Source organism: Paenibacillus sp. FSL R10-2788 (genome assembly GCF_038003885.1).
GTDB lineage: Bacteria > Bacillota > Bacilli > Paenibacillales > Paenibacillaceae > Paenibacillus_AQ > Paenibacillus_AQ odorifer.
Genome location: NZ_JBBOQA010000001.1, coordinates 850,970 through 872,238, shown reverse-complemented (window position 1 = coordinate 872,238; position 21,269 = coordinate 850,970). Strand labels below are relative to the sequence as shown.

The following is a 21,269-nucleotide window of genomic DNA, read 5'->3' as shown; positions in this document are numbered from 1 at the left end:
TAAATAAAATTCTATTTGACGTCTGTCATATCATAAAGACGTGTCTGGCCATTAACGAGCCGATCATAGGAAACCAGTGCATACATCGCCTGATCCGTAGCCATAAGATCTACTTCTCCTGGTTGCGCGCCTCCATTGCCTACTCCACCCTGCTTCACGTGATAAAAGCCACCTTCAGGTGCAGCAAAACTAAGCAATGCGTCTACTGCGGAATGTCCATTTTTAATAAATCTGGAATCCTTATGCGGGTCAATACCAAGGCCAGTTAAAGCTACAATCACCTGAGCGATGCTTTCGGAATTTGTAGATTCCCAGCTTGCAAAACCACCGTCTGCTGTCTGTGTTTTGGATAACCAAGCAATCCCCCGGTCCACAGCAGCTGTTACTTTGGCGTTGGTTTTGTAATAAGGCGTTAAGCCTTGAATGACCATCCCCGTGATATCTGGATCAGCCGCTGTAGCATTACTGCCTAGTGCCCATCCACCGCCGCTGATCTCTCTGCCCAAAATATAATCAATGAGCATCTCTCTAGTCGTCTGCGTCTTTACATCCTTAACCACTGGAATGTCGTAATGATTACTGTCCAGTGCAATGAGAGCAAACACAGGTCCATTAATACCTTGCTTAATTACAGTATCAAAATCCGCGAGCGGTTCCAGTAGGTTATAACCCGCCACTTTATCAATATTTTTGTTGATTGAAGTTAATGCCAAAATAACTCTATCATATTCCGTATATTTTACGCTATGCAGCTTCCCTGATTTTTCTTTAAGAGTCGCTTCTACATTTGCATAGTACTTAGTGTAATAACTATCTGGAACCTTCACACCTGAACGTGCCAGCCCGAAGACTGTCCAGTCCCCGCCAACCGAGGAAATGACCGGGTTTGTTACTGTTTTTTGCAAAAAGGCAGCTGTGTTCTGAATGTAAGAACTAACTGCTGTATTCTGAATAGTTGGACTAACCACTTTGTTCCCACTCTTATAATCATGGGTTCTAGTAGCTACAACAGCCGCCATTTCTCTGGTTACTAGCTCTTTAGGCTTAAATTGATTATCATCACCTAACATCAAACCAGTCGCAACAACGGTCTCTACATCTGCTTTGGCCCATGCCGATACTGTGTTGATATCTTTAATCGCTGTTCCAGGCTTCGTCGCCGGGATGGCCAATGCTCTGACGATAATTGCGGCCATCTGCTCACGAGTAATCTTGTCATTTGGCTTAAATTCATTATTAAAGCCTGTGATTAGACCTGCCTTATGCGCAGCATTCACATATGGATAGAACCAATCGCCTAGAGCGACATCCTTATAGGTAATGCCTTTATCACTCTTAATATCAAGTTCTAATGCAGAAACGAGAATCTTAGTGAACTCCGCTCTTGTGATATAAGCCTTCGGATTCACCTGACCATTGTTACCTTGGATATACCCTTTTACTGTAGCTGTTTCAATCGCTGAATAGGCCCAGGAAGAGATCTTATCAGCATCTGTATACAGTTGTTTAATATCATTCGTATTCTGGGTAGGATCCTTAGGAGTCACTGTTGGAGATGGACTCACATTTGGATCACCACTGCCTTCCGGATTAGCTCCCCCACCAGGAGCCGGAGTAGCACCAGGCTTAGGCGTTGGGGTTGGGCTCATCGTTGGTATCGGTGCATTTAGATCCACACCCAAATTCGTAGTATAACGCCACTGAATTCTGTCCCCGGCACTTAGGTCATATGAAGATGCACCATAATTAGGATATTTCCCATTCACATTATACATCCATCCACTGCCGCTGCCATGGTCAAATTCCCCATCACCAGCTATGGATTCAACATACACACTTCCAAAGTCACTGTTCCAGGAATCTCTATAGTCGATACCGCGGCTATCCAGCACTCTTTTTAGTACAGACCACACTGTGTCACCAGATTGTAGCTCTACCTGTACAGATGGAACAACATATCCCTTATTAATCGTAAGCTTATCCACGGACAGGATTACATATGGTTTCGATGGAGTGGTTCCGCCACCATTGTTGCTGCCATTTCCTTCACCATTTCCACTACCATTACCTTCGCCATTACCGTTACCACCGTCGCCGCCAGGTGTTTGTACTGCACTGGAAGCATAAGCAATGTAGTCAGTGAAGTGATTGGTTTTTACAATTAAATCATTTCCACTATCATAGGCATACTCAGACTTACCGCTTGCAAAACCTAAGTCATCACTTGCAAATTTTTGAATGGCATGAGGAGTGCCATTTTGAATATAAGCTGCATCTTTTCCTTTAAGGTCCTTAAAGGTTAACGTAATAAATTGACTGAATTCTACTCTTGCACTACCACCCATGGAAAATGCTTGAAGAATGTTATCAAGCTTCTTGTCCCCGGGAATAATCTGATTCACACTATCTTTTAGTGCAGATTCTCCACCGGTTAAAGCTGAAATCAGTTCAATTGCAGAGGCATCCCCACTTGTAACTTTTGCACCCTTAGGAATGACTACAGATACGTTACCTTTTATGGCCTCTATCTGAGGAAGGTCGCTGTTACTTGGTAAATTGACACTAACCTTCGATTGATTTCCCTCCGGAATAGCTACTGTGATTTCTTTGTTGCTATCTCCAGTGCTGATCGGAACGATATAATCATTAGCGTCATTTGGGATTTCAACTTTCGGGTTCTCCCCAGAAGGTAACGGAAATTCTTTCGGACCCTCTGGTTGCCCAGGCCCAGGTTCTTCTGGTTGTTCCACTTTCACATCATTCATATCAAAGAGACGGCTGCTATGATTGATCAGACGATCATAAGACACAAGTGCATACGTACCTTGGTCCGTTGCCATATTGTCCACTTTGCCTGTGAGGATATGCTTAAATCCACCCTCAGGTGCAGCAAAGCTAAGCAGTGCATCAATAAGCGAATTTCCACTTTTAACAAATCTAGCGTCCGTGTGCGGATCTACACCTACACCAGTTAAGGCTACAATTACCTGCGAGATACTCTCGCTGCTAGTGCTTCCCCAGCTTGTAAATCCGCCTTGATTGTTTTGGTTATCGGACAGCCATTGGATGGCCCGATCCACGGCAGCTTTTACATCATCTCGGGTTGCATAATAAGGTGCAAGAGCTTGCATCGCCATCGCAGTCATATCGATATCGGCTTTGGTTACGCCTAATGCCCAGCCACCAGCTTCTGCTGTACCTTTTTTAACCTCTTTATCTAAAATATACTGAACTAGTTTTTCTCTTGTGGTCTGTTCTGTAACTCCATCAACTACAGGGATCTCATAGTTATGGCTATCTAGCGCAATCAGAGCAAAAATCGGACCATTATTGCCTTGCTTTTGGATATATTGATAATCAGCGAGTGCTTTTCTCAGATCATATCCCGCAACATTTGTGATATCTTTTCCGATAGAGGTAAGTCCTAGAATCGCTCTGGAATTCTCTGTGCTTTTATTGGCGTCGAGTTTTCCATCCTCTTTAATGATCGATGCTATTTTCGTTGCTACATTGTTGTAATAAAGATCGTAATAACCGTTAGGTACTGTATAGTTCGCCCGTGCCAGAGAAAGGATCGACCATTCTCCACTACCTGTACCAAACGACGGATTCTTTACAGTGTTTAGAATATAGGCAAGGCTTTTATTTAATTGTTGTTTGGCTACAACAGTAGTAGGTTGTTCTAATTGCACATCATTCATATCAAAGAGACGGCTGCTATGATTGATCAGACGATCATAAGACACAAGTGCATACGTACCTTGGTCCGTTGCCATATTGTCTACTTTGCCTGTGAGGATATGCTTAAATCCACCCTCAGGTGCAGCAAAGCTAAGCAATGCATCAATAAGCGAATTTCCACTTTTAACAAATCTAGTGTCAGTGTGCGGATCTACGCCTACACCAGTTAAGGCCACAATTACCTGTGAGATACTTTCGCTGCTAGTGCTTCCCCAGCTTGTAAATCCGCCTTGATTGTTTTGGTTATCGGACAGCCATTGGATGGCCCGATCCACGGCGGCTTTTACATCATCTCGGGTTGCATAATAAGGTGCAAGAGCTTGCATCGCCATCGCAGTCATATCGACATCGGCTTTGGTTACGCCTAATGCCCAGCCACCAGCTTCTGCTGTACCTTTTTTAACCTCTTTATCTAAAATGTACTGAACTAGTTTTTCTCTTGTGGTCTGTTCTGTAACTCCATCAACTACAGGGATCTCATAGTTATGGCTATCTAGCGCAATCAGAGCAAAAATCGGACCATTATTGCCTTGCTTTTGGATATATTGATAATCAGCGAGTGCTTTTCTCAGATCATATCCCGCAACATTTGTGATATCTTTTCCGATAGAGGTAAGCCCTAGAATCGCTCTGGAATTCTCTGTGCTTTTATTGGCGTCGAGTTTTCCATCCTCTTTAATGATCGATGCTATTTTTGTTGCTACATTGTTGTAATAAAGATCGTAATAACCGTTAGGCACTGTATAGTTCGCCCGTGCTAAAGATAGAATCGACCATTCTCCACTACCTGTACCAAACGACGGATTCTTTACAGTGTTTAGAATATAGGCAAGGCTTTTATCTAACTGTTGTTTGACGGCAACTGTAGTTTCCAGTTTGTAAGTAACTTGATAAGTTACATTTGTTTTGTTTCCAGCTCCGTCAAGAGCCGTTACAGTAATTGCATTACTGCCTGAATTCAGAGAAGCTTTGTACTCCCCATTCGCAGGTGATAAAGTAACACCATTCAACTTCACTTCTGGAATGATGTCACTATATACATTGTCTGTGACAGCTACTTTGAAGCTTATATCTTTATTAGATACTTCCTGTTTATCTTGTATGCCACTTACAGTAATAACAGGGGGTTCTATATCTAATGCATGGTTAAGCCCTACAAGCGCATGATCTACACTTATTTGAGAGCTTGCCATATTTTCGAGCACGGAATAGGCTTGATAAACTGCCGATTGTACTACTGGTCTGTCCAAAATAGTTTCTTTATTAGGGTCACTGTTAATCTCGGCGATTTCCGCAGTTAAAGCATCCTTATTGGCAAGTTGAACTGGGATTTCTCCCCAGCCGCCAAGATCAGAACCATAGCCATAAGTGGTGAACTGAGTTCGAATGATATCACCGTCTTGAGGCTTATAATCGGTCATCCCAAACGGAGGAAACACATTATTTACTGCATACATCCAACCCGACATGGAAGTATAGTCAAACTGACTTAACCACTCTGGGTCTGCTTTAGTGCCGACTGTATTCCCATCAGCTGAAATCATATCTAAAATATATTGTGGAATATTGACTTCGCTTCTGCCACTATCTTTAACTTCTGATAAATAAAAACCACTATCTATATTTCCTAAATATCTATAATTCCCATCTCCTAGCGCACGTGTTATTAAAGATGCGCCATTATCGCCTTCATAAATCGGAACTTTAATAGGTTCCTTAATATACCCTTGGCCTACGGTGAATTTCTCTACGGCTACAGTTACGTACCCTTTAAGAGTAGAGCTTGCTCCATTTGCTTGAGCCGGGATAACACTTGTAGAGAATGTCGTAATAAATACAGCTACAATGAGTAACCACGCTAAAAACTTATTTTTCTTCATTTTTCCATAACCCTTCCCTTCATACCTATGATAAAAAAACAGAATAAACTTTCTTATAACCACAAAAAAACCACTCAACATAAACGTCAAGAGGTTAAGATAGTGAACCACAATACTAGCTGGCAAACACTATTCAAGCACCTCTCTATCGATCGTAGAGTTTGATGGTGTAACAGAAAAAGGCAGATATTCTGGCTCAAGTATCATCACCCTTGCTGCCTTCCCAGTTTCCCAGTGGCATTTTGCAAGGACTCCTCTTTCACAGCGGCGGGACCGCGCGGGATTCACACCCGCTTTCCATTTAACCACTCTATGATTGTACTTCCGCAACATTCATAGTTGGCACCTATTTCTAATTTTAAATTTTCATGCTTCATCATATCTAATATATATGCTTTTGTCATGTTATATTTCTTTTTTGTATAACGGGCAGCTAGAGATAATCCTATTGAATAACCAATTTCTACGAGTAGGGATATTTAAATAATTTCTTTATCCAACTGTGGGGAAAATTAATTTAAATCACTAATTCTTATATGAATTTGCCACAAATTAGTAAGGTACTCGCTGAGTGAATTCTATGTTAGGGTATATTCAGAAAGCGTTTACAAAAATAACATTGGAGGTGTTCGTGTTCATCTAACCACCAAGTACAGCGTCAAAGCCAGGTCCAAGCATCCTAAATTTATCTCACAAAGGAGAATTCAATGACTACGCGAATCCAGAAATCCTTCTTATCATTGACACTTGTCACCGCTCTTCTGCTCTCTCTGTTCTCATCCATGGCTGCAGCTGCAACTAAGGATGAGCAACAAGCTAAGGCAGCGCCAAAGAGTAAGATCCAATCCTATGTAGACGAAATGCAGCCCGGATGGAACCTCGGTAATACTTTAGATGCTACAGGTGAGGACGAAACCTCCTGGGGCAATCCTCGTGTGACCCAAGAACTTATTAAAAAGATCGCCGCTCAAGGCTATAAAAGTATTCGGATTCCTGTGACCTGGGATACTCACATGGGTGCGGCACCAGACTATACCCTAGAAAAAGCCTACCTCGACCGTGTGGAAGAAGTTGTCGGCTGGGCACTGGACGCCAAGCTTTATGTCATGATTAATGTCCATCATGATTCCTGGCTATGGGTAAGCCATATGGAAGAAAAACACGATGAAACGCTGGCGCGTTATAATGCAGCCTGGACTCAAATTGCCGATCGCTTTAAGGACAAATCCGATAAGCTGATGTTCGAGAGCATAAATGAACCTCGGTTCACCGATGGTGGAAGCACAGACGAAGCAAAAATGGAGCAAATGCTTACTGAACTCAATAACTCCTTCTATCAGATCGTGCGGAAATCCGGTGGGAAAAACGACCTCCGCCCACTTGTATTGCCTTCATTAGAGTCTTCACCTACACAAACAAGAATGGATCATCTCTATAAGACGATTACGGCTCTAAACGATCCGAATATTATTGCGACCGTTCACTTCTATGGCTTCTGGCCTTTTAGTGTGAACATTGCCGGCTACACCACATTTGAAAAAGATACAAAAAACGATATCACTCAAACTTTTGATAACGTTTACAATACATTTGTAGCTAAAGGCATCCCTGTCATCGTCGGCGAATTTGGTTTATTAGGTTTCGATAAAGACACGGGTGTGATTGAACAGGGCGAGAAGCTTAAATTCTTCGAGTATCTGACTTATTATTTGAAAGAAAAGAAAATGACTTCCATGCTCTGGGATAACGGGCAGCATTTCAACCGTAAAACTTATAAGTGGTCTGATCCTGAACTCCACAATGTATTAATGTCTGGTCTGAAGGAGCGTTCCTCCAGCACCGAAAGCGATTTGGTCTACCTAAAAAAAGGTGCACAAATCAAAGATACCAAGGTTAAGCTAAACCTGAACGGCAATAAGCTAACCACCATTAGTGCCAACGGAAAATATCTGACCAAAGGTAAAGATTACACATTAAATGGTGAGGAGCTCATCCTCAAAGCCAGCCAACTCAAAAAGCTCACAGCTTCCCAAAAATACGGTGAAAATGCCGTGCTGACTCTGAAATTCAACAAGGGTGTTGCGTGGAGACTTAAGGTGATTGTGTATGACACAGCTAAATTAAGCGATGCAAAAGGCACGACTGAATCCTTTGCCATTCCGACCACCTTTAATGGTAACCAGCTTGCCACAATGGAAGCTGTATATACCGCTGGTGGCAATGCAGGTCCGCAGGACTGGACTCCATTTAAGGAATTCGGCAATACCTTCTCACCTTCTTATAACACTAAAGAAATCAAGCTGCTTCCCGCGTTCTTTAAAGATGTTAAAGACGGCGAGGTTATCCTAAAATTCCACTTCTGGAATGGGGATATCATCACCTACAAGATCACGAAGAGCGGAGCAAACGTTGTAGGAAAGTCCTCTTAAGCATCCGTCCTGTTAACAACACAAATAGGGGTGTCCCTACGCGGGAACACCCCTATTTGTATTGTACCCATCACATATTAACCTCGTCATACGAAATTATCATCAACCGATAAATTAAATAAACGCCAAGATAGGCTCCGGTAATAAGAAACATTGGATTTAAAAATATCGCATGGATCGAGGTCATAAATACAGCATGATCCCTTAATATTTCGTAAATCGCCAAAGCGGAAATATTTCCAAAGATAATCGCACTTAAGACCGAAGCAACATTGAATACCATACGCCACTTTATCGATTTACCTTGTAACATCAGCATGACAATGGGAACAATAATACTACCAAGTACGATTAGAAATTTCATCCAGTCACCTCGGTAAATTTTTAATCGTCCAGTTCCACGCTTTCGATTTGTCCGTCTGCATTTACCGTCCACTCGATTTCAACGCCATTATTTAATCCGAGCTTGTCTTCATCTTCAATGACTATATGATCAGGAATCGTTAAGGTTTGCTCTTTACCACCCTCCACTTGAACGGTAATCTGTTTATCCTTAACCGCAGTGATCCTTCCGTCATATTCAATCTGCTGCAAAACAATCTTTTGATTCTGATCTGTAATGGTAACCCGCTTGCCACCGTCGCTTAACAGTTCAACCTTTTTATGATAGCTATCTTTTAACGAAACATCCTTGATAACTCTCTGAATGCTCACTCCCTCTGGAAGTTCCCCAGTATTTGAACCGGGTGACGCAGATGTCATGGGTTGTTCTGTTGCGTTATTCGTAGGCGCAGGTGTAGTAGCTTCTGCAGAAGGTGCTGTGGTTTCTACTTGAGCCGTTGGAGTAGCCACTTGAGTCTCATCCGCTGCTTTAGTGCATCCACTTAACAATACCGTACATGCACAAATACAACAAAGAATTGTAGCCCTGGTAAAACGTTGTGTTGTTCCTTTATTCGATCTCATCTTTTACCCCCGCATTTTAATGTATTCTTTTTTATATAGTGGACATAGTTTTACCTCTTATCTTCCTTTTATTCACCAGAATATGGCCATCTGAAAGCAGCAGTTGAGTAACAATTCATGAACATGTCAAAAAACCGCCCTGATTTAGATCAGTGGCGGTCTCCATGAAATGATGAGATAAATAAGATCATATTAATTTACAATATGTGTGCCAGCCTGTTGACTCATCGCAGCTTTCATATTTTCCGGATTAGTAATGATAACTCTACGTCCCTCCTTTTTCAAAAAGCTAAGACTTGCTTCAATTTTAGGCTGCATACTTCCAGCAGGAAAATGACCCTGCTCCGCATATACCATCATTTCTGCCGCTGTAACTTCTTCAAGAGCCTTCTGCTCAGGCGTACCGAAATTTACACATACCTGAGGAACTCCTGTTGTAATAATCAGCGATTCTGCATCGATCTGTTCGGCCAACAGACTTGTAGCAAAATCTTTGTCAATGACCGCATCGATACCTTCGTAGGTATTATTTTCGGTTTTGATCACAGGAATCCCGCCTCCGCCAACAGCGATCACCACATAACCCGTCTCAATGAGTGATTTAATGACGTCTTTTTCAACGATATCAATCGGCTTAGGCGATGGAACAACACGGCGGTAACCACGACCTGAATCCTCAATGATGACCCAATCTGGCTTGGCACGCTTCATCTCCTCTGCTTGCTCAAGCGTGAAGAAGGAGCCCACTGGTTTCGAGGGAGACTGAAAATTCGGATCATTTTTGCTAACCTCGACCTGAGTAATGACTGTGGCAACCTTTTTGTCTAATCTGCGGTGAATGAATTCATTTGTTAAGGCCTGCTGAATTAAATAACCTATGCCCCCTTGCGTGCCCGCCACGCAATTGACCAGCGGAGTAACATCCATTCCAGTGACTTCCGAAGCCACCTCGCTTCGTCTCAGCTCGAATCCAACCTGTGGACCGTTGCCGTGAGTAACCACCACATCGTTGCCTGCTTGCACCAGATCAGCGATATTGACAGCAATTTCACGTACTGCCTCAGATTGATCCTCTATAGAATCGCGGCCATTGTCTTTCACCAATGAATTACCGCCAATGGCTACAACTATAAATTTACTCATTCCATTCCTCCTGACGGATCAGTTGATCCTCATTGATTAGCGTTTAAGGGCCAGCTGAAATTGTTCCTTCGCGGAGTGAAAATCCGGATTGGCAGGATTATAGCTGATAGCAATATCTATTTCTTGAATGGCCATTTCATGATCACCAAGTAAACCAAGTGACTGAGCCTTATGATGATGATATAAAGGATTGCTCGGATCGTTAGCAATTGCGTTCTCAATCGCCTCAACTGCCTCTTGATGCCGGCCAAGTGATCTCAAGCTGTTCGCCTTATGGAATGAGAAATCATACCGGGCAGGCTGCTGTTCCAGGAGCTGATCCATAACTTTGACCGCTTCCTCATGCCTGCCCAACTCTCTTAAATAATTGGATTTATGATAGCGGAAGAAGCTTTCGCCAGGATCGCGTTCTATCGCTTTGTCATACTCTGCTAATGCTTGCTCGGATCGCTTCATCATTCGGTAGGCATTTGCGGTATAGAAATAGAAATCAAGGTCATCCGGATCAATAGTAAGTGCCTGTTGATAGGCTGCCAGAGCTTCGTCATATCTCCCGAGTTCCCCTAAGAAGTATCCTTTATAGTAATAGAAATCTGAATTATTACTGTCCACTTGCATTGCATGTTCCATAACCAAACTTGCTTTCCGGAAATCCTCTGCCCGAGCTAGCTCTTGAGCGCTTTGAATACTTGGATGAATCGTTAGCTTTTCTTTATTGAGAATACGGATGACCCTCTCCTGACCCAGCTCTTCTGCATGCTGCAACGATGATTTCCCGTCACGATCCGGCAAATGAACATCCGCTCCAGCATCCACCAACAACTGAATAATATCGGAGTATAAACGGCCACCATTCCCGAGAATTACTGCCTCCAGCAAGGCAGACCATCCCAGATTGTTCATATGGTTAACTGCAACACCTGCTTCCAAGCATTTCTGAACAGTTCTTAGATACCCCTTCTCGCTGGAGGGAAGCAGTGTAGTTCCCCCAAAACGATTTACACTGGTTGTATCCGCACCTGCGGCAAGAGTTAAAGACAGAATCTCATGAAATCCATTGGCACCGGCACACAGGTAGGGTGATAACATAGTGATATCTCTTGCATTCACATCACTGCCTGCTTCAATCAGCTTTTGAGCGAGAGGAATATGATTTTTTTGCGTTGCCGCCATCAGCGCAGTACGACCACTGGCATCCTTATGATGAACATCGGCACCACGAGCCAAAAGCTGTTCTACGGCAGCTAAATCCCCGCGATCCGCTGCTTGAATTAAATCTTCTGACAGAGTTTGATTAGTCATGGCTTAGCTCTCCTATTTCTTTTTATCAATTATTTATTCGGATTGCAGCTTGTTCGCTGGGTCACGAAGGTCTGAAAAATGCTTATAAACAAATAATCCTGCCACCATCAAGTAGGCGTATACGAACGGCATAAGTGAAGCTTGAGCAAATCCAACAGTCGGCGCGTGAATGATTCCAAATAAAGATAGGCCAGACGCGATTACAGCAAAGACAGCAGCCCGCAGTGGTTTATTCAGGATAGAGAAAATAGTGATGGAGCCCCAAATCAAGCTGCTAAGCGGTGCACCATTTCCTAAATGCATCAGGCCGTTGTAATAAACCCCTTTGCTTAATAAGAGATCAATCCCCACCTTGGAAGCCGAAGTTTCAGCCGCATTAAAAATGTTGTTCGCAAGCGTTAAAGCCCAGTTGGCGATCCATGGGAACAAGGTGATAAAGATAACGGGCACTTCATTTTTAGGTGTCTCTCGAACCACCTGATTCGCCGTAACGACCCCGACATAGACCAGAATCGGAACAATCGCCACAACAGGTATGATAGACAACAGCAGTGCTCCTATGCCAAAGAGACAAATAATTAACATGGAGAAACCAGAAGCTATGGTATAACCAAGTCCAGCCCCAATAGATTTCCAGCCTGCATGACCAATATACACAGTTACCGGGAACGGATTACCTGTGAAAGCACCAATACTTGAAGCAACCCCATTCGTTAGCATAACGTTACGAGTGTTATAAGGGTCTCCGGCAGCATGTGCGCTCTCAATATTTTCAAGGTCAAAAATATAATTCGCCAGTCCCAATGGAATTGCAGAAGCCAGGTATGGCAAGGCATGCGGAATCCCTTGAATTAAGCTGGTAATATGCACCTCAGGTGGATTAAACCCAAGTGTTGAAAGAGCCGTTGTGATCGCTTCTGGATTCTGCAAGCCGAATATCCAAGCCAGCGCGGTTCCAGCAATCAGCAGCAGAAATCCTGTAGGAATTTTTTTGAATATTGGCGATTTGCCAAACCAGTTAATAAAGATGATCACAAGTACAACAAAAGCAACCACTGGTGTTTCGAAGGATTGTAGCATCGGGTTCATGGCCAGCAATAACAATCCAAGTCCAGATAAACAAGATAAAAGTACGGTTCTTGGAATAACCTTGCGCAGCACATCTCCCAGAAATGAGCCGACAATAAGGATCAAGGCTTCGAACAAACACCATACGAGACCAATTTGCAGCGCAAATGATGCATCATTGGTTTCTCTAAATACGGGAATTAACACTAGAAAAGTTACCGTAAAAATCGATGGAGCACTAGGTCCTGAAGGTAATGCGGTTATATCCGTTCGGCCTGTTTTTTTGGCTAGCTGATATCCAAACCAGCCATAAGCAATACTTGCGATAAAAATCGCGAGTCCAAACGCAGGAACGACTCTGCCGTAAACCATACCTTCCGGAAATCCTACTACAAAAATTAACAATGAAATCATCGTAAGCAGATTGGTTAAATTGTTAGCAAGCAGCCCGAAAAACGCGGCCCAATCTCCCTTTTTCCAGAACATCTTCATAAATACTTGATCCATAATAAATCTCCCCCTAGATCGTTAGCGCTTACATACCAATGGCTTATGAAGCCCTCAGACCCTTGAATAGGCCTGAAGGGCGGGTGGTTCTATGAATGCATGCTCTGACTAAAAGCGAGAATGGCTTGCTCGAAACACTCGATTGGAGGATGAGTGATTCCGGCTCCAATCATTCCGATGCCTGGATCCTTATGGGCAATAGCCGTGTTGATCACTGGCATAATGCTGGTTTGACCCACTTTACGAATATCGATTCCAGTAGGAATTCCGCGGAAGTTCAACAAAGGAATCGTCACATTTGGATTCTCCGTCGTAGTGATTTCCTTCATTTTCACAGAATAGTTCATGGCATCATCTACGGTTCCCCCAACTAATGCTACAATCGCCGGCGCGGTTGCCATGGCGAAGCCACCTATACCATACGTTTCGGTAATCGCACTGTCTCCGATATCGAGTCCCGAGTCTTCCGGCTTATACCCTGCAAACATCGGTCCGACAACCTTTTGCGCAGGACCGGTAAACCAGGTATTGCCTTGCATTCCACTGACACGAATACCAAATTCCACGCCATTGCGGGCCATCGTTGTTACGATGGTGCTATGCTCGATGCCATGGGCAGCATCAAGTGCACATTTACAAAGAGCCATCCAAGTTGGTCCGGAGAAATAATCACTCATTGCCACAAAGTCGAACACTTCGATTTTCTGCTCATTAGTAAAATCTGTTCTCAGGATAAGCGGCGTTAATGCCTGAATCAAAAGAGTTGTTCCAGCGTTGTTGCGGTTATGGCATTCATCTCCCATATGGAGCGCCTGTGATAACATGAGCCGCAGATCAATGCCGTTCTCAGAGAACTTCATCGCCTCACGCAGCATCGGTCCAAGCACATCTCTCATCCAGATCAAACGGGCAACGACCGTTTCATCGTTTGCACCCATCCGCAAGATTTTCGACAGTTGCTCACTAAGGTTCGTATAAGCGATGTTGCCATACGTTTTATTCTCTACAATGTGCATAAACATAGAGGCTGAGGTTACCCCTGCCATGGAACCCACACAATTATGCTCGTGACAAGGGGAGAACGTAATCTCACCTGATGCCGCTAGTTCGGCAGCTTCATCGAGATCCTTCGCCAAGCCCTCAAAGACCAAAGCGCCGGTAACTGCACCTTTCATGGGACCACTCATCTTATCCCAAGTAATCGGAGGCCCTGCATGTAATATCGTAGTCTTAGTCATCCCTGGTACGACGTTGATCGCTTGGTCAAAACCAACCAATACCGGTTGTGAATTCACGATTCGCTCTACAGCCAGCTTGTTGGCAGCCTCAATCTTTGCAGCAATTTCCTCTTGCTCTAACGCATCCAGTGCGGCAATTAATTCGGGCTTACCTCCACCAGGTGGCTTCCATTCCAGATGGGTTACGTTGCCTTTTTGCTTCAGGATATCATCCTTGAACATTTCTAGGCCGACATTGATAACGTGAAGTTCACTCTTAAATAACTCATTGATTCTGCTCATGTTATACTCCCTTCTCTACAAAACCTCTGGCAAGAAGTCCTGCATTCGTATTACTGCTTGCATAGGTAACACCCACGGATACCAGCTTATCAAGCTGTTCTTGGACCGAAGGTGTATCCAGATCGGTTCCAAGGACATAGCCGATAATCTCCAAATGTCTGCCTTCTTGTTCCGCTGCTTGCTTAGCCTCAATAATTGCAGGCACCATAACACCTACTGGATCCTCATGCGATCCATAGCCTAATACAAAATCCATAATGATCACGCCCACCGCCGGGTCCTTCGCTTCCTGCTTGAATCTGGCAATCCGTGAAGAAGGATCAATCATCGGATGTGGTTTGCCGTTAGTGAACCCATCATCCCCAAAGTCAATAAACGTATGTGCTTGGCTGATATGGATATCACCCAGCTGATATTCCGGATCTTTTGGAATGTTGCTATAGACATCGTCGTATTTCTCCATCGCTAGATACATTGCTTCATCACATAAAGTACCGCCGCAGAATAGCCCACGAATATACTTCTGTTCTGGCTTCAGCTTGACCTTAATCTCTTCAATCAGCGGAAGGTTTAGCGGATGCTTATCAATTTGACTCTCATCAATGCCGGATAGAATTACCGCCTTCAGCGCGGCCTCTTTGGTTGTTTTGGCAAAATGTCCACCTGCCTCCAGAACAGCTTCCTCCGTTCCTCCGATAAAGCAGACTACGACAGGCTTATGCATATTTTTGATTTCATTCAGCACTTTTTGTTCCACACTTTTGGCTGGTGGCTTGGAAATCAACACAATGATCTTAGTGGCTTCGTCTTCGTTAAGCGCTTTCATAGCATCAAGCATCATTACTCCGCCGACACGTTCACTTAGGTCTCTGCCGCCTGTGCCAATCAACTGTGAGATGCCTCCGCCAAAATCGTGAATCCGCACGCTGATTTCCTGACTTCCTGTGCCGGATGCACCCACGATGCCGATATTGCCTTTACGAACTTTATTGGCAAAACATAAGGCCATATTTCCAATGATCGCGGTTCCGCAATCCGGCCCCATCATCAGTAATCCACGCTCATGTGCTATTTTTTTTAATTCAATTTCGTCTTCTACGCTTACGTTGTCACTGAACATCATGACATGGAGATTATTCTCCAGCGCTTTTCTTGCTTCTCTGGCTGCAAACGCTCCGTTGACTGAAATCACTGCAAGATTAGCTGCTGTCCTATTCTTCACTGCCGACTCAATTGTTGGATATTTAAGCTCTGTACCGCCAACTGCACTGTCTTTTTTAATAAACAGCTCTTCGATTGCTCCAAAGGCAACTTCAGCCAGCTCAGGGGATGCTGCTTTGATTACGATCATCAGGTCACTATTCTTAGCTTCCTCTAGCTCAGGGGTTATCAGCCCTACATTCGCTAATACCTCTTTATTCATTTGAGTAGCCATTGCGATAAAAGCTTGTTCGACACCCTCTATTTGATTCGCTTTGGTCGACAACGACATGAGCGAGACGGAATCAAAGTATGTGTTTCTTTTAATTACTATTTTAGTCGACATATCTTACCTCCAACGTTGTTCTAGATTAAGATCCAAACCGCTAATGATCCCCAAGGCAATATCTGTTCCGGAAGAAGAACCTATATCCAGCACTGCCGATAAGCCAAGAAGCATATTTTCCTTACTCTCATACATGAGCGAATGCAGCATCTGACCCATTGACTCTCTCACCTGACCCCAAGCCGCTTTTTTCAGAGCCATATAGCTTATTTCATTCGTTAATTCAGCTGCTTCGTTCACGACTTCCCTGCACCACGGCTGATATTTATTAATAGGACTCTGAGGCAGATGGATCACAGCAAACAATCCAACTAAAAAATCATCTCCCGACGGAGTCAGACCTGGGCCTAATCCCATTAGTCGAATTGCATAATGAGCAGCATCTCCCATGCTGTCATTCGCCAAAGCATTTAGAAGACCTGAAGATCGCTCTTCCAGCAGCCGCATCGTTTCTCTCTCAAAGCAGCTAGAACCCGCAAACTGCTTCATACCGCCTGGTTTTCCATAGCTATTGATATAAGCTTTTGCCACAGCCAAATTATCTCTTAGCGTCTTTACTTCTTTTGGAAAAATAGATAGAGAGCTCTGCCAAACTGTCAGTTCCTTGATCGATATTGAAAGCTTAGTGCCAATATATAATTGATCATTCTCCGCAAAAACTTCTTCTCCCACAACCAGTCCAAGAACCGAAAAACTACTAACCTCTGTAATCAAAGTATTAGGCGCATTATCTACCCTACTGCTCGCAATGGTATATAATTCATCAGTTGCCTTGCACCTTACATTTATCGTCCGCTCAAATATGCTGTGTATATTTCCGAAAAATCTTGATTCTCGAATCCGATGAAAGAACGCGCTATCACTGGATATCCCAGCTTTTAAATAAGAGGTACACTTGCTCTGAGAATACTCCGTTTGATCGCCCCCTTGAGAAGGAAGTAGATAATGGTTTGGTCACTTATTGTCAGGTTATCCTATATAGAAAGCGTTCTCATAAAAAACCGTAACGGTTGATGATGAATGATAGAAGATGTTACACTCAGTTCATAAAATTCCAAGAATGATGAAGATTGAGCTGCTTTCTGTGTGAAAAAGGATATTTTTGTGAAATATATCACAGTTTAACGGTTAAACGTTACCTGACACCCTTATTGTAGTCCTCCGTACACTGGGGGTCATCATACAAGAACACTAAAAACAACAAGTAATCACTATGCACATTGCACAATGGGTGATGATGAGAGGTGTGAATTGATGCTAACGATAAAAGATATCTTACAAATCAAATCCATCGAAGGCATAAAGATCGTTGCGGGGCATTCTGGCCTAAACAATCAAATCTCCGTAGTTAATATCATCGAGAATCCGGACGTATTTGACTGGCTGACCTCGAACGAGCTGCTTTTATCCACCGGATATATCTTCAAAGACAGCACGGAGCTGCAGAACAAATTCATTCATGAGCTGGTGGAGAATAACTGTGCAGGACTCTGCATCAAAATGAAGCGATATTTCGATGCTATCCCGCAGAACATGACCGAGCTTGCTGATAAGCATGGACTTCCGCTACTGGAGCTCCCTTTTGAATACACCTTGTCCAGAGTCATTGCGATCATTAACGAAAAGACCAACGCGGATTACGATGCAGTGAACCGACGTTCGCTCGACCTTCATAATGCGCTGTTCAAAATCGCGCTCGAAGGCGGCGGTATTGAGCAAATATCGGCGGAATTGTCCGACACGATCCATAACCCTGTTCTTATATTAGATAGAGACTGGAACCTACTCTGCTATACAGATCATAAGGACAACCCATCTCCACTTCAGGAATTCCTGCCACTGGTGAAGAACAGGCCTGTTTTTCCAACAGAGTTCACGGTAGCTTTCCCAAAGTATATTACTGAAATCAAAAAATCCATCAAACGCACCTACTATTCTCAGGGACAGCCGTACAAGTGCTGCATTATGCCGGTTTCTGTATCCAGTAACGCTTACGCGTATATCGTCGTTCTGCAAACGGTACGCAAGCTGGTTGAATTTGACTACACCGCGTTAGAGCATGTATCCACGATGCTTGCACTGGACCGGATCAAAGCCAAGGAAATCGAAGAGGTAAAGCATAAAATTAGGCAGGACTTCTTCGACGACTTATTAGCTGGCAATATTACTTCAACAGAAACACTGCATTCCCTATCTGCTATGCATGGGCTTAAAGTTAACTATGCGTATTACTGTACAGTTATCCATGTTGAAGCTACACAGCTGGAAAACTACACGGACATGGTTTATAGAAAATATGAAATGGAGCATATGGTCAAAAAATGTGTCAATTTGATCTATGGCTTGTCCAGTAATGCAGGTGGAGAGCTAATCTGTTACTATCGCAATCAGCAAATCATCATCTTGATCGGCAAAAATGAAAATAAACCGCCAATTTCCGTAAGCGATACGAAAGCCTTTGCTCAAGAGGTGCTGCAGTTGCTGGCTCAGGAAATGACTAAAAATCATTTTCTCATCGGCATTGGCAGTCAGTATAAGACACTTGCTTCGCTCCATCGAAGCTTCTTCGAGGCCCAGGAAGCTATGCGGCTCATGCAGCGGTTTAATAAAGACAGCCGGAGCATTGCTCACTTCGAGGATTATTCTGTCTATCATTTTCTGGATTCCAACATTAAGCCTACGGAAATGGAGACATTCTTTAACAAAGTTCTGGGAGGCATTCATGAACATGACCAGACGATGAACACGAGATTCATGTCTACCTTGGAGTATTATTTTATGTACAATCAGAATGTAACCGAAGCCGCCAAAGCGATGTTTATTCACCGCAACACCTTTATTTACCGGATTGATAAAATCAAAGATTTGCTAAATATAGATCTGAAAAACTCTGATGAGTTATTCGAGATTCAACTGGCACTTAACCTCTATCGATTGCTGCAAAGGGGTTAAAATAACGAAGGGTATTCCCGGCAACCATTACTCTAGTTGCACTGGAATACCCTTTTTTTCATAACGTCATAGCACCTCCATATCTTGCTAAATATTCTTCCTTCTCCTTATAATCCGGCATTAGGCTTCCAACCCGTCGCCAAAAGGAGCGATCATGGTTCATATGCAGCAAATGACATAACTCATGGATGATCACATAATCGATAACCTCCACGGGAGCCATGGCCAGACGATAGTTAAAGGTTAGTTTTTTATCGGAGCTGCAGCTTCCCCATTTGGTCCTGGACTCTACAATCTCGATACTTTTAGGTTTTACTCTAAGCTGCGTCTGGTACCTAGTGATCCGCTCTCCTATAAGCTTCTTGCAGCTAGAGAAATAGAACTTTTTCAGCTTTAACTGAAGTTGTTCTTCACTTAGCTCCGCTGTCTCTATAAGCTCATGCAGAGAATAATATTTGCCTAGATACAGGAACTTCCCTTCATCTTCGTACGCTCTGATCATCTTTGGCGTTTCACGAGCCGCTTCGAGACTTTGCAGCTTCTCCACAATCATTTTGCCATTACGCTCTACCACACTTTTAATCGTCTCTTCAGATGTTTTCTTAGGTACCTTGAGTGTTATGCGCCCTGACGAATCTATATGAATGGAGATTTTTTTTCCGTTTCCATATTGAACATTAAACTCGATCACCTGATTGTCGTAATCAATCTTCATACCCACCATCGTTTCTATAAGATTATTCGCAATAAAAAAGAAGAACGCACCTAGGCGTTCTCCTATTTTAACACGATTCCTCAGTACACCGGATATCCCGCTACAAACATTGCCAAGTACAGTATACTACCTACAACAGACATAACAGTGAGTGCAACATCCTTCGGCTTTTCATTAGTGAGCGCAACGGCTGCAAAAGCTAGCGGAAAGGCAACAAGCAAATAACGCGGGGCTGACAGCAGCCAAGTAGCTCCCACTACGAAAGCAAAATACACGATAAAATAAGCAGTGTAGGATGGCCGTAGTTTTCTTGCTCCCATAAACATGATAATTAGTGCTGAGAATATAGCGATTAAATTGGGCAGCCACATGCCGAGAAAAGAACGGCTATCTCCACTTTTAAAGGTGCCCACCGCATATTCCATCTGATATCTTACGGTATCAAAAAAAAGATAGAACTTCTGTGACCAATGCTCCCTCTGGTAAATACTGAACTGAAAAGCATTTCCCGTAACATAGTAGTTGATATAAAGATAAGCCAGCAAACCCATCGATATGATAGCAAGACAACCAATGGCGGTGGTCAGTTTATGTATAAACGCTTTTTTATCTAGTAATTTATAATTCCCGAAAAGTTCCCGTGCAAATTCAATCGCAACCGGTACAATCAACAGCACCCCTGGAGAACGTGTATACGCTGCGAGTGCACCGCATAAACATCCGATGAGCCATTCTTTTTTTCTCACAAAATATAAACACAACAGCGATAAGGCCAGAAATAGAGATTCGGTCATAGGGATGAAGAAAAAGAACGCAGCCGGAAATATAAAAATATACTTCACTACTCGCATAGCACTCTTTCGATGCATGTCTAGTGAGGCAAGCTCATAGGCGACCAAGGCAGCAACAAGCGAGCAAATATTAGAAACGATAAATCCAGCGACGAGATAATTCCCTACGAATACCTGAACTACTTTAATTAGATTTGGAAAAAAAGGAAAAAACACAATATGGTATTTCGGATCTCCCTCCGTCACATACCAATTCTCCGCGATGCCCAAATAATGTGAAGCGTCGATCCCTGATATATGCCAGGTCTCAGCTATTTTGCTAAACAAACCACCGGAATAGCCATTCTGTATGATCAAAAATATATAACCGATAAACATAAGCAAGACCCGACTAGCCACTACCCAGCCGATAATATATAGCCAAGCCTGCTTTCTGTCCCGTGTTTTATTTTCCAGAGTTACTTCAGGTGCTGGATTTGTCAGAACAAAATCTGTCAAAACAGGTATAGTGCGGAGTCCCAATAATATAAAAAGTACGAAACAGGCCACGGAAGCAAGGGTACCCATCATAGTCCAACTAGTGGTCGAGTTTACCCAGAAAATAGCCGTCACCATCATAATGAACATGAAGATGAAGGAAATGATTTTGTCGTGCTTTTTCATTTGAACCTCCAGAGATAAATTCTTACAATAATCTAGTTAAAAAAGG

General features: G+C 43.3%; 13 protein-coding genes and 1 riboswitch. Of the genes, 2 read left to right on the top strand and 11 right to left on the bottom strand.

The window, feature by feature from the left end; translation table 11 throughout:
• Window positions 1–11: 11 nt before the first annotated feature.
• Window positions 12–5,621: an S-layer homology domain-containing protein gene (locus NSQ50_RS03790; protein ID WP_340949280.1), complete on the bottom strand. Its 5,610-nt coding sequence runs from the start codon at window positions 5,619–5,621 to the stop codon at window positions 12–14.
• Window positions 5,622–5,785: 164 nt separating this feature from the next.
• Window positions 5,786–5,986: riboswitch (cobalamin riboswitch) on the bottom strand.
• 342 nt (window positions 5,987–6,328) lie between these two features.
• On the opposite strand from NSQ50_RS03790, the gene NSQ50_RS03785 reads away from it, so the two are divergent.
• Window positions 6,329–8,050 (top strand): cellulase family glycosylhydrolase, encoded by a 1,722-nt coding sequence (locus tag NSQ50_RS03785; RefSeq protein ID WP_038568775.1) that lies wholly within the window; start codon window positions 6,329–6,331, stop codon window positions 8,048–8,050.
• A 70-nt stretch (window positions 8,051–8,120) separates the two neighbouring features.
• Here the strand turns inward: NSQ50_RS03785 and NSQ50_RS03780 are convergent, their stop codons facing one another.
• The 8 genes from NSQ50_RS03780 to NSQ50_RS03745 all read right to left on the bottom strand — a co-directional run bounded on the left by NSQ50_RS03780 (window position 8,121) and on the right by NSQ50_RS03745 (window position 16,816).
• The gene (locus tag NSQ50_RS03780) at window positions 8,121–8,369 is read right to left on the bottom strand and encodes a transposase (RefSeq protein WP_339815378.1); all 249 of its coding nucleotides are present in this window, start codon (window positions 8,367–8,369) and stop codon (window positions 8,121–8,123) included.
• 65 nt (window positions 8,370–8,434) lie between these two features.
• Window positions 8,435–9,016, bottom strand: coding sequence for a hypothetical protein (locus tag NSQ50_RS03775; protein ID WP_038568773.1), 582 nt, complete (start codon window positions 9,014–9,016; stop codon window positions 8,435–8,437).
• Between the two features lie 192 nt (window positions 9,017–9,208).
• Window positions 9,209–10,159: a carbamate kinase gene (gene arcC / locus NSQ50_RS03770; RefSeq protein WP_036684877.1), complete on the bottom strand. Its 951-nt coding sequence runs from the start codon at window positions 10,157–10,159 to the stop codon at window positions 9,209–9,211.
• Between the two features lie 36 nt (window positions 10,160–10,195).
• The gene (locus NSQ50_RS03765) at window positions 10,196–11,461 is read right to left on the bottom strand and encodes a tetratricopeptide repeat protein (protein ID WP_063829824.1); all 1,266 of its coding nucleotides are present in this window, start codon (window positions 11,459–11,461) and stop codon (window positions 10,196–10,198) included.
• Between the two features lie 33 nt (window positions 11,462–11,494).
• Window positions 11,495–13,036 carry a hypothetical protein gene (locus tag NSQ50_RS03760; RefSeq protein ID WP_036684876.1) on the bottom strand — a complete coding sequence of 514 codons (1,542 nt, stop codon included), beginning with the start codon at window positions 13,034–13,036 and terminating at the stop codon, window positions 11,495–11,497.
• 89 nt (window positions 13,037–13,125) lie between these two features.
• Window positions 13,126–14,556, bottom strand: a complete 1,431-nt coding sequence (locus tag NSQ50_RS03755; RefSeq protein WP_076142351.1) for a YlbE family protein — start codon at window positions 14,554–14,556, stop codon at window positions 13,126–13,128.
• Between the two features lies 1 nt (window position 14,557).
• The gene (fdrA, locus tag NSQ50_RS03750; RefSeq protein ID WP_036684874.1) at window positions 14,558–16,102 is read right to left on the bottom strand and encodes an acyl-CoA synthetase FdrA; all 1,545 of its coding nucleotides are present in this window, start codon (window positions 16,100–16,102) and stop codon (window positions 14,558–14,560) included.
• 3 nt (window positions 16,103–16,105) lie between these two features.
• Complete coding sequence (locus tag NSQ50_RS03745) at window positions 16,106–16,816, bottom strand: DUF2877 domain-containing protein (RefSeq protein WP_081383599.1); 711 nt, start codon at window positions 16,814–16,816, stop codon at window positions 16,106–16,108.
• Window positions 16,817–17,356: 540 nt separating this feature from the next.
• Here NSQ50_RS03745 and NSQ50_RS03740 point away from each other — a divergent pair.
• Window positions 17,357–19,054, top strand: coding sequence for a PucR family transcriptional regulator (locus NSQ50_RS03740; RefSeq protein WP_036684872.1), 1,698 nt, complete (start codon window positions 17,357–17,359; stop codon window positions 19,052–19,054).
• A gap of 58 nt (window positions 19,055–19,112) precedes the next feature.
• Here the strand turns inward: NSQ50_RS03740 and NSQ50_RS03735 are convergent, their stop codons facing one another.
• Together NSQ50_RS03735 and NSQ50_RS03730 are read right to left on the bottom strand one after the other, a co-directional pair.
• Entirely contained in the window at window positions 19,113–19,769 is a 657-nt protein-coding gene (locus NSQ50_RS03735) for a M48 family metallopeptidase (RefSeq protein ID WP_036684870.1), read from the bottom strand.
• 80 nt (window positions 19,770–19,849) lie between these two features.
• Complete coding sequence (locus tag NSQ50_RS03730) at window positions 19,850–21,223, bottom strand: hypothetical protein (protein ID WP_036684869.1); 1,374 nt, start codon at window positions 21,221–21,223, stop codon at window positions 19,850–19,852.
• Between the last annotated feature and the right edge of the window lie 46 nt (window positions 21,224–21,269).

Bases quoted from the DNA above. Each gene is read 5' to 3' on its own strand.
- NSQ50_RS03760 (WP_036684876.1), bottom strand. From the start codon at position 13,036: ATGGATCAAGTATTTATGAAGATGTTCTGGAAAAAGGGAGATTGGGCC.
- fdrA (WP_036684874.1), bottom strand. From the start codon at position 16,102: ATGTCGACTAAAATAGTAATTAAAAGAAACACATACTTTGATTCCGTC.
- NSQ50_RS03740 (WP_036684872.1), top strand. From the start codon at position 17,357: ATGCTAACGATAAAAGATATCTTACAAATCAAATCCATCGAAGGCATA.
- NSQ50_RS03775 (WP_038568773.1), bottom strand. From the start codon at position 9,016: ATGAGATCGAATAAAGGAACAACACAACGTTTTACCAGGGCTACAATT.
- NSQ50_RS03780 (WP_339815378.1), bottom strand. From the start codon at position 8,369: ATGCTGATGTTACAAGGTAAATCGATAAAGTGGCGTATGGTATTCAAT.
- NSQ50_RS03755 (WP_076142351.1), bottom strand. From the start codon at position 14,556: ATGAGCAGAATCAATGAGTTATTTAAGAGTGAACTTCACGTTATCAAT.
- NSQ50_RS03785 (WP_038568775.1), top strand. From the start codon at position 6,329: ATGACTACGCGAATCCAGAAATCCTTCTTATCATTGACACTTGTCACC.
- arcC (WP_036684877.1), bottom strand. From the start codon at position 10,159: ATGAGTAAATTTATAGTTGTAGCCATTGGCGGTAATTCATTGGTGAAA.
- NSQ50_RS03790 (WP_340949280.1), bottom strand. From the start codon at position 5,621: ATGAAGAAAAATAAGTTTTTAGCGTGGTTACTCATTGTAGCTGTATTT.
- NSQ50_RS03765 (WP_063829824.1), bottom strand. From the start codon at position 11,461: ATGACTAATCAAACTCTGTCAGAAGATTTAATTCAAGCAGCGGATCGC.
- NSQ50_RS03730 (WP_036684869.1), bottom strand. From the start codon at position 21,223: ATGAAAAAGCACGACAAAATCATTTCCTTCATCTTCATGTTCATTATG.
- NSQ50_RS03735 (WP_036684870.1), bottom strand. From the start codon at position 19,769: ATGAAGATTGATTACGACAATCAGGTGATCGAGTTTAATGTTCAATAT.